Raw genomic sequence first — 9,068 nt, 5'->3', positions numbered from 1 at the left:
GCTGAGTGACCGGCTGCTCGGGCCGGCAGCGCCGCTCATCGTGGCCTCCGCCATCGCAGGTCTCGCAACGCTCGTCCTGCTGCACCGCCGGCGTTTCGCGCCGGCCCGGTTCGGCGCGGTCGCGGCCGTCGCGGCCGTCGTGATCGGCTGGGGCGTCGCGCAGTACCCCTGGATGCTGGTGGATGAGGTCAGGATCTCGGCAGCCGCAGGAGCCGACGCAACCCTGGCCGGGCTGCTCGTGGTTGTCGGCCTCGCCGGCGTCATCGTCGTGCCCGCACTCGCGTACCTGTTCTGGCTGACCCAGAGCGAGCGCTGGACCGAGAGTCACTGAACCCGTACGACCTCAGGGAGCGGCGGCAAGTCGCCGGGACCGGGCATCGTCGAGCCCGGCAAGGACGCGGCGGCGCTGCCGTACGCGACGGCCAGCGCGAGACGGCCGTCTGCATCGGCGGACTCGAGCGCGCCGATCAGGTAGCCCGCGAGTGCTGAGTCGCCGGCGCCCACCGTGCTGCGCGCGATCACCGTGGGGGCAGCGGCCGCACGGACGCCTGCATGGCTCAGGAGCAGAGCACCCTTGCTGCCGAGGGTCAGCAGGATCTCGCCCACACCCCGGTCCAGCAGCGGCCGTGCGGTCTCGAGGGCAGTCCGTGGGTCGCCCTCGAACATCGCGGCGGGTACGTCGAGCAGGTCGCCGAGCTCGTCGGAGTTGGGCTTGATCAGGTCGATCCGATCGGCCGCCCGGTCCAGCGTCTTGCGGAGCGACTCACCCGAGGTGTCGACCGCGATCCGGAGGCCGTCGGCGTGGATACCGTCGATCACGTCGGCGTAGAACCCGGCATCGACTCCCGGCGGCAACGAACCGCTCAGGACCGCCCATCGCGCACCAACCGCCTCCCGGGCGACCTCGCGGATGAGCTGGTCGAGCTGGTCGGCTGTGAGCTCGGTGCCCGGAGCGTTGATCTTCGTGGTGACGCCGTCGGGCTCGGCCAACGTCAGGTTGACGCGGGACGCCGCCCCGGTCGGTACGGCTCGGTGGGTCACTCCGAGCTCCCGCAGGCGGGTCAGCAAGGGGTCGTCGTGGTCGCCCGGCAGCACTGCGACGGCCAGGTGCCCGCCCTTGCGCACGACCTGAGCCACGTTGACGCCCTTGCCGCCGGCCTCGTCGTGGGCCGTGACGGAGCGGATCACACCTCCGCGCTCCAGCGGCTCGGACAACTCGATCGTGCGGTCGATGCTGGGGTTGGGGGTGAGAGTGACGATCACGCCAGCACGACCTCGACGCCGTGCTCCCGCAATGCCTCGACATCCTGTGGGCTCGCGTCCGTGTCGGTGATCACGACATCGAGGTCGTCGTAGGACGCGAACGCGAAGACGTGCTCGGCGGAGAACTTGGAGGAGTCGAACAGAGCGATGACCTTGTGCGCCGACTTGGCGAGCGCGCGCTTGACCGCCGCTTCCTCACTGTCGGGCGTGCTCAGGCCGTGACTGGCGGACGCGGCGTTCGTGGCGAGGAAGCAGACGTCGACCTGGATCGAGGCCAGGGCGTCGACGGTGGACTGACCGACCGCCGCGGCGGTGACGCCACGGACGCGACCGCCGAGGAGGTGCAGGCTGACCGAGGGGATCGCGGTGAGCTTGGACGCCGTCGGGATCGCGTGCGTGATCACGGTCAGCGGATGGTCGAGGGGGATCGCGTCGACGAGGTGGCTGATCGTCGTGCCTGCGTCGAGGACGATGCTCCCGCCGGCTTCTGGCAGGAACGCGGCGGCCGCGTGGGCAATGCGTTCCTTCTGCTCGGCATTGGTGGTCGTGCGCTGTGCGAGGCCCGGCTCGAGGATCGTCAGTGCCCGCGCCGCGACGGCCCCACCGTGCACGCGCTGGGCCAGGCCGTCCCGCTCGAGGACGGCCAGGTCGCGGCGAATCGTCTCGCTGCTGACGTCCAGCTCATCCGCGAGATCGATGACGGCGAGCCGGCCCTCCTGGTGCAGTCGCTCGGCGAGGAGCTGCTGGCGTTCTGCGGCGTACACGGCGCTCCTCATAGGATGGTCGAGACCTGGCGACAACAAAGTGAGTTTGTGTGGCTTTGGGCGTCTGTATGTATTGTTTTACGTCCGAATGCGTGTAAAGTCAAGCAGATCGCTAAGGTGTCCCCTTTTCTCCGCAGCGCTGAAGGAGCTGATGGTGCCAACGATTCTGCACGGCAACGGCGTGGTCCCAGGAGTCGGCGTCGGGCCGGTTGTCCGCCCCATGCCCCGCCCCGACCTCCCAACACACGAAGAGAGCCTCGACCCGGAAGCGGGCGCCGCGCGCTTCAGCGAGGCGGCCAATCTCGTGGCCGACCGGCTTGCGACGAGAGCCGGCCAGGCCAGTGGCGCCGCTGCCGAGGTCCTGATGGCCACCTCGTCATTGGCTCGTGACCGCGGACTGGTCGCGCTCGTGCAGAAGCGGCTCGCCGAGGGCTTGGGCATCTGCGCGTCGACCGCAGGGGCGATCGAGGAGCTCAGCGCGATGTTCGCCGCCGCCGGAGGGCTGATGGCCGAACGCGTCACGGACCTCCAGGACATCCGTGATCGTGTCGTCGCCGAGCTCACCGGCCAGCCCGATCCCGGGATCCCCACTCCCGAGACCCAGTCGGTGCTGTGCGCCGACGACCTCGCACCCGCAGACACCGCCGGCCTCGACCCGGCTTCGATCGTCGCGATCGCCACGTCCCTGGGCGGCGCCACGAGTCACACCACGATCATCGCCCGCCAGCTCGGCATCCCGTGTGTCGTCGGCACGGACGGGTTGGACGACATCGCCGAGGGCACAGCCGTCCTCGTCGACGGCGCGACCGGCGAGGTCATCCTCGATCCCGAGCCGGATCTCGTGAGGGAGCGCACCGTGGCGGCCGCTGCCTTCGGTGCGGCCGCAGCGTCATGGCGCGGCCCCGGTGCGACGTCTGACGGGCATACGGTCGACATCCTCGCGAACGTCCAGGACGGCGCGGGGGCACGCAAGGCAGCGGACACCAATGTCCAGGGCGTGGGGTTGTTCCGCACGGAGCTGTGCTTCCTCGATCGTGATGTCGAGCCCACGGTGGACGACCAGGCGGCGATCTACGGCGAGGTCTTCGCCGCGATGGGTGACCGCAAGGTCGTGATTCGTACGCTCGACGCCGGGTCGGACAAGCCCGTCAGCTTCGCCACGATCAAGGACGAGCCCAACCCGGCACTCGGGGTGCGCGGCATGCGGCTCGGACTGCGCGACGAAGGGCTCATGGACCGGCAGCTCGATGCCATCGCGCTCGCGGCCAAGGAGTCGGCCGCGCCGGTGTGGGTCATGGCGCCGATGGTCGCCACCGAGGACGAGGCCGAGTGGTTCGGCGCGAAGGTACGCGAACGCAATCTCGTGCCGGGCGTCATGATCGAGATCCCCAGCGCCGCGCTCCTCGCGGACCGCATCCTTCGCCACGTCGACTTCGTCTCGATCGGCACCAACGACCTGAGCCAGTACGCCTTCGCCGCCGATCGGATGGCGCCGTCACTGTCGCGCCTGACCGATCCGTGGCAGCCGGCACTCCTGGCCCTCATCCAGCGCGTGGCCCAGGCGGGTCTCGAAGCCGGCAAGCCGGTCGGAGTGTGCGGAGAAGCAGCAGCCGACCCGCACCTCGGCTGCGTTCTGGTCGGCCTCGGCGTCACCTCGCTGTCGTCGGCGGCCACTGCTGCGCCGCTCGTGGGTGCGACGCTGGCCGGTGTGACCCGTGAGGCGTGCAGGGCCGCCGCACACGCCGCTCTGGCCGCCAAGGGGCCCGCCGGGGCCCGCGAGGCTGCCGCGGCGCACCTGGCCTGAGACAGCGAGATGCCCGACCGCACGCAGCAGGTCGGGCATCTCGGCTCTGGAGTGCTACTGCTGCGGCTCGATCGTCACCTTGATTCCTTCGCCGCTGCGCACGATGTCGATGGCCTTCGGCACGTCAGCCAGGGGCAGCCGGTGGGTGATGAGGTCGAGGACGGGAACGGCACCGGTCGCGATGCGGTCGAGCGCATCCTTGTTGTTGGCCGGTGACGACCCGTTGGCGCCGACGATCGTCAGCTCGCGGTAGTGCACCAGGTTGGAGTCGAGGGTGATCGTCGGCTTGTCCTTGGGCAGGCCACCGAAGAAGCTGATACGACCCTGCCGCGCGGCGTACGCGACCGCCTGTTCCTGGGCGATGCCGGCGGCTGTCGCGGTGATGGCCACGTCGACACCGCGTCCGTTGGTGAGGTCCATGACCGCCTGGACGACGTCGACCTCACCGGCGCAGATCGTCTCGTCCGGCTTGACGATGCCGGCCGCCTGCTCGAGGCGGGCACGGTTGAGCTCGATCAGTGTGATGCGCCGAGCCCCGTTGGCCCGGGCGAGGCGTACGTGCAGGCAGCCGATCGGGCCGGAGCCGACCACCACGACATCGTCGCCCTCGCCGACCCGGGCCAGCGTCTGGGCATTGATCGCACACGCGAAGGGCTCCGCGACCGAGGCCTCGGCGTAGCTCAGCCCCTCGGGGATCCGGTTGAGGCCATCGACCTTGAGCACGGCCCGGGGCACGATCATGTACTCCGCGAATCCGCCGTCGAACTGATAGCCCATCGAGACCTGGTTGGGGCAGACGGACATCTTGCCGTGCGTGCACTCCTCGCAGTCCCCGCAGGGCACGGCGGCGATGACCTGCACGCGATCACCGGGTTGCCATCCGTCGACCGCGGAGCCGACCTCGACGACCTCGCCGGCGATCTCGTGGCCGATGACGCGGGGCGGGTCGAGGTTCTGGTGACCGGCGCTGAAGATCTTGACATCGGTGCCGCACGTCGAGGTCGCCCAGACCTTGATCTTGACCTCGTCGGGCCCGGGTGTCGGCTCGTCGGCGTCCTCGTATCGCAGGTCGCCTGGGGCGTAGAAACGCACCACCTTCATGAAATCTCTTCTCCTTCGGAGGGTTGCAGGAGGGCCAGCACCGCGTCGGCGTCGGACGCCTCGCGCAGCTGCTTGGCCTGGTCAGGGTCGACCAGGATCATGGCCAGCTTGGACAGGATCCCGATGTGGTCGTCGCCCACGGCAGCGATGCCGATCGCGACGCGTACGTCATGGCCGTTCCAGTCGACGCCGTCGGGGAAGCGGACGAACGACAGCGCGTTGCGCTGCACGGTGTCCTTGCTCTCGACGGTGCCGTGGGGGATCGCGAAGCCCTCGCCCATGTAGGTCGAGACCGACTGCTCGCGGGCCAGCATCGCGTCGACGTACGACTCGGCGACGGCACCGACCTCGACGAGGACCCCACCGGTCACCCGGATGGCATCCTCGGCCGAGGCGGCGGCCGCCTCCAGGCGTATCGCGTCGGCCGTCAGCAGCTCAGCCACTGACGTCGCCGCCATCCTTCAGGGTCTGGACCAGGGCGTTGACGGCAGGATCGCCCAGGAACACCTGGAACGTCACGACCGGCTTGCCGGGTGCACCGGAGCGAGCGCGCTCCGCGAGCGACTGGTGGCAGACCACGACGTCGGCGTCGGCCGGGATCTGGCCGACCGGCGTGTGCACGACCGTGATGTCGGTCTTCTTGAGCTGTCCCTTGAGGGTGCTTGCGAGCATCACGCTGCTGCCCATTCCCGCGTCGCAGGCGATGACGACTTTCTTGACGTCCGCGGCATTGATGGTGGTGGTCATGTTCAGGCCTCCTGGAGAGTCGAGTCTTCGGCGACTTCAGAATCGTCGCTCCCGCGGCCGAAGCCAAGCAGCATCGAGCCGACGACGAACGACACCGCTGTGGCGACGGCGACTCCGGAGATCATCCCGGCGTAGTTGCCGAAGCCCTTCGGCGTCTGGATGAAGTACGCGAAGATGCTGCCCGGTGAGGGCGAGGCGACGAGTCCGGCGTTGGTGAGCTGGAACACCGCGACGCCGGCAGCGCCACCGAGAATCGCCGCGAGGATCATCTTGGGCTTCATCAGGATGTACGGGAAGTAGATCTCGTGGATGCCGCCGAAGAAGTGGATGATGATCGCCGCGGGTGCGGTCGGGCGCAGCGAACGGGGCCCGAAGAACCAGTACGCCAGCAGGATCCCGAGCCCGGGTCCGGGGTTGGACTCGAGCATGAACAGCACCGACTTGCCGGCTTCCTTGGCCTCGATGGCACCCAGGGGAGTGAGCACGCCGTGGTTGATGGCGTTGTTGAGGAACAGCACCTTGGCCGGCTCGATCACGACCGAGGCGAGCGGGAGGAGATTGTTGTCGACGAGTGTCTCCACGCCGTTGCCCAGCCACTCGGTGAGCTTCTCGACGACGGGGCCGGCGCCCTTGAGGCCCACGACCGCCAGAGCCGCGCCGACGATGCCGGCGGAGAAGTTGTCGATCAGCATCTCGAAGCCCGGCTTGACCTTGCCCGCGATCGCCTCGTCGAACTGCTTGATGATCCATGCGGCGAGCGGGCCCATGATCATGGCACCGAGGAACATCGGCACCTCCGCGCCGACGATGACGCCCATCGTGGCGACCGCGCCGACCACGCCGCCGCGGTGTCCATGCACGAGCTTGCCGCCGGTGAAGCCGATCAACAGGGGAAGCAGGAAGGTGATCATCGGGCCGACGAGCTCGGCCAGGTCCTTGTTGGGGATCCAGCCGTCGGGGATGAACAACGCGGTGATCAGGCCCCAGGCGATGAACGCGCCGATGTTGGGCATGACCATGCCGGCGAGCTTGGCACCGAAGCGCTGGATGTTGGCGCGCAGGCCGTCCCCGGTCGCCGTTGGCGTGAAGTTGGACATATGGACTCCTTGAAGAAGCGGATCACGTCCCCGTGACGTGCGTCACTGTCCATCCAATGCCCGAGTGTGTGGTTTTGTCAAGGTTGGATGCGGTTTTGTGTGGGAGTTAGCCTGTAGTCGAGGGCAGACGGAGCGAAATGGGCAGGCCAAAGCGCCCGACCCGCCGTGTTGCCGGGCCGGGTGTCAGGCGACGAGCGTCAGTCGACGAGCGCCGGCGTGGCGTCGACCGTGAAGCCCTCGACGGCTTCGTCCGCGACGTACGTCGGCTCCGCGACGACCCGGCCGGCCGCGACGATGTCGGCGATCGCGAGGCGCACGAGGTCGAGCTGTGCCTTGGCGGCACGGATCGTCAGGCTGCTGATCTCGGTCTTCTGGCTGACCTTGGCGATCGACTTCGCACCGCGGATGTCCGCCAGGACGGAGGCTGCCGAGCTCAGGAGCGCCGGATCGTGGCTGCCGGTCTTCAGGTCGGCGTCGTTGACCGGCCAGGCGGCACGGTGGATCGACCCCTCCTGCCACCACGACCAGACCTCCTCGGTCACGTAGGGCAGGAACGGCGCCAGCAGGCGCAGCTGCACCGACAGGGCGAGCACGAACGCACTCCTGGCGGACCGGCCGGCCGCGTCGTCCCGGCGCGAGCGCTCCTTGACCAGCTCGAGGTAGTCGTCGCAGAAGTCCCAGAAGAACTTCTCGGTGACCTCGAGCGCGGTGGCGTAGTCGTAGTCCTCGAAGCGGGCCGTCGCCTCGTCGACGACGAGCCGCAGGCGGCTGAGCATCGCCAGGTCGATCGCCTCGGTGACCCGTGACGGATCGAGGTCGGAGGCTCCGGCGCCCAGCCCGTACGCCTCCTCGGAGGCGAGCACGAACTTGCTGGCGTTGAGGACCTTCATCGCGAGCCGGCGGCCGACCTTCATCTGCGCCTCGTCGAACGGGGAGTCCGCTCCGGGGCGTGCTCCCGCCGCGCGCCAGCGGACGGCGTCGGCGCCGTACTTGTCGAGGATCTCGTCGGGGACGACGACGTTGCCCTTGGACTTGCTCATCTTCTTGCGGTCGGGGTCGACCACGAAGCCCGACAGCGCCGCGTGCGTCCACGGCGCGACACCGTGTTCGAGGTGGGCGCGGACGATCGACGAGAACAGCCAGGTGCGGATGATGTCGTGGCCCTGCGGGCGCAGGTCCATCGGGAACGTCCGGGCGAACAGGTCGTCGTCGCGCTCCCAGCCGCAGATGATCTGCGGTGTCAGCGACGACGTCGCCCAGGTGTCGAGAACGTCCGGATCGGCGAGGAAACCTCCGGGCTCGCCTCGCTGCGACTCGGTGAAGCCCGGCGGGACCTCCGAGGAGGGATCGACCGGCAGGCTCGCCTCGTCAGCGAAGATCGGGTCGTCGTAGTCGGGCTCGCCGTCGGCATCGAGGCGGTACCAGACCGGGAACGGGATGCCGAAGAAGCGCTGGCGCGAGACCAGCCAGTCGCCGTTGAGCCCCTCGATCCAGTTGGTCAGCCGCGACTGCATGTACGACGGCACCCAGTCGATCTCGTCGCCACGCTTGACGAGCTGCTGGCGCAGGTCTGCGTCGCGTCCGCCGTTGGTGATGTACCACTGACGGGTCGACACGATCTCGAGCGGCTTGTCGCCCCGCTCGTAGAAGTTGGCCATGCGCTGCGTCGGGGTCGGCTCGCCGTCGAGGTCACCGGTCTCGCGGAGCGCCGCGACGACCGCCTCGCGGGCGGAGAACGTCGTCTTGCCGGCGATCTCCTGGTAGCGGGCGACGCCGTCGCCGGTGACCCATGCCGGAGTCTCCCGCAGCACTCGGCCATCGCGGCCGATGATCGTACGGTTGGGCAGCTGCAGCTCGCGCCACCACTGGACGTCGGTGAGGTCGCCGAACGTGCACGACATGACGATGCCGGAGCCCTTATCGGGATCTGCCATCGAGTGTGCGACGACCGGCACCTCGACGCCGTAGAGCGGCGACGTGACGGTCGTGCCGATCAGCGGCTGGTAGCGCTCGTCGTCGGGGTGGGCGATCAACGCGACACAGGCCGCGATGAGCTCGGGCCGCGTGGTCTCGATGATGACGGGGGAGTCGGCTCCGTGGAACGCGACCCGATGGTAGGCGCCGGGATACTCCCGCGCCTCGAGCTCGGCCTGCGCGACTGCGGTCTGATAGGTCACGTCCCACAGCGTCGGCGCGTCCTGCTGGTACGCCTCGCCGCGGGCCACGTTGCGCAGGAAGGCGCGCTGCGACACGGTCTGGGACTCGTCGCCGATCGTGGTGTACTGCTGCGAC

9 protein-coding genes are annotated in these 9,068 nt (G+C 69.0%); 2 read left to right on the top strand and 7 right to left on the bottom strand.

Annotation, left to right across the window (positions count from 1 at the left end; genetic code table 11):
- On the top strand, positions 1–331 hold a 331-nt coding region (locus tag V6M46_RS13715), incomplete at its 5' end, for a cytochrome d ubiquinol oxidase subunit II (RefSeq protein WP_332666109.1).
- On the opposite strand, the gene V6M46_RS13710 is transcribed toward V6M46_RS13715, so the two are convergent.
- Together V6M46_RS13710 and V6M46_RS13705 are read right to left on the bottom strand one after the other, a co-directional pair.
- Positions 325–1,263, bottom strand: coding sequence for a 1-phosphofructokinase family hexose kinase (locus V6M46_RS13710; protein ID WP_332666107.1), 939 nt, complete (start codon positions 1,261–1,263; stop codon positions 325–327). The genes V6M46_RS13715 and V6M46_RS13710 overlap by 7 nt on opposite strands.
- Positions 1,260–2,027, bottom strand: a complete 768-nt coding sequence (locus V6M46_RS13705; RefSeq protein WP_332666106.1) for a DeoR/GlpR family DNA-binding transcription regulator — start codon at positions 2,025–2,027, stop codon at positions 1,260–1,262. The genes V6M46_RS13710 and V6M46_RS13705 overlap by 4 nt, the downstream gene beginning before the upstream one ends.
- A 154-nt stretch (positions 2,028–2,181) precedes the next feature.
- On the opposite strand from V6M46_RS13705, the gene V6M46_RS13700 reads away from it, so the two are divergent.
- A complete protein-coding gene (locus tag V6M46_RS13700; RefSeq protein WP_332666104.1) occupies positions 2,182–3,831 on the top strand; it encodes a phosphoenolpyruvate--protein phosphotransferase in 1,650 nt (549 codons plus the stop codon).
- A 54-nt stretch (positions 3,832–3,885) separates the two neighbouring features.
- On the opposite strand, the gene V6M46_RS13695 is transcribed toward V6M46_RS13700, so the two are convergent.
- From V6M46_RS13695 to valS, 5 genes are all read right to left on the bottom strand, one after another.
- Complete coding sequence (locus V6M46_RS13695; protein WP_332666101.1) at positions 3,886–4,932, bottom strand: zinc-dependent dehydrogenase; 1,047 nt, start codon at positions 4,930–4,932, stop codon at positions 3,886–3,888.
- Entirely contained in the window at positions 4,929–5,375 is a 447-nt protein-coding gene (locus V6M46_RS13690) for a PTS sugar transporter subunit IIA (RefSeq protein WP_332666099.1), read from the bottom strand. Before V6M46_RS13690 ends, V6M46_RS13695 begins: the two co-directional genes overlap by 4 nt.
- Entirely contained in the window at positions 5,368–5,679 is a 312-nt protein-coding gene (locus V6M46_RS13685) for a hypothetical protein (protein ID WP_332666097.1), read from the bottom strand. Before V6M46_RS13685 ends, V6M46_RS13690 begins: the two co-directional genes overlap by 8 nt.
- 2 nt (positions 5,680–5,681) lie before the next feature.
- Positions 5,682–6,776 (bottom strand): PTS mannitol transporter subunit IICB, encoded by a 1,095-nt coding sequence (locus V6M46_RS13680; RefSeq protein WP_332666095.1) that lies wholly within the window; start codon positions 6,774–6,776, stop codon positions 5,682–5,684.
- Positions 6,777–6,973: 197 nt separating this feature from the next.
- On the bottom strand, positions 6,974–9,068 hold a 2,095-nt coding region (valS, locus tag V6M46_RS13675), incomplete at its 5' end, for a valine--tRNA ligase (RefSeq protein WP_332666093.1).

The organism is Aeromicrobium sp., from assembly GCF_036676885.1.
GTDB lineage: Bacteria > Actinomycetota > Actinomycetes > Propionibacteriales > Nocardioidaceae > Aeromicrobium.
Note: the sequence above shows the minus strand (reverse complement) of the source record. Positions and strands in the feature narration are given on the sequence as shown.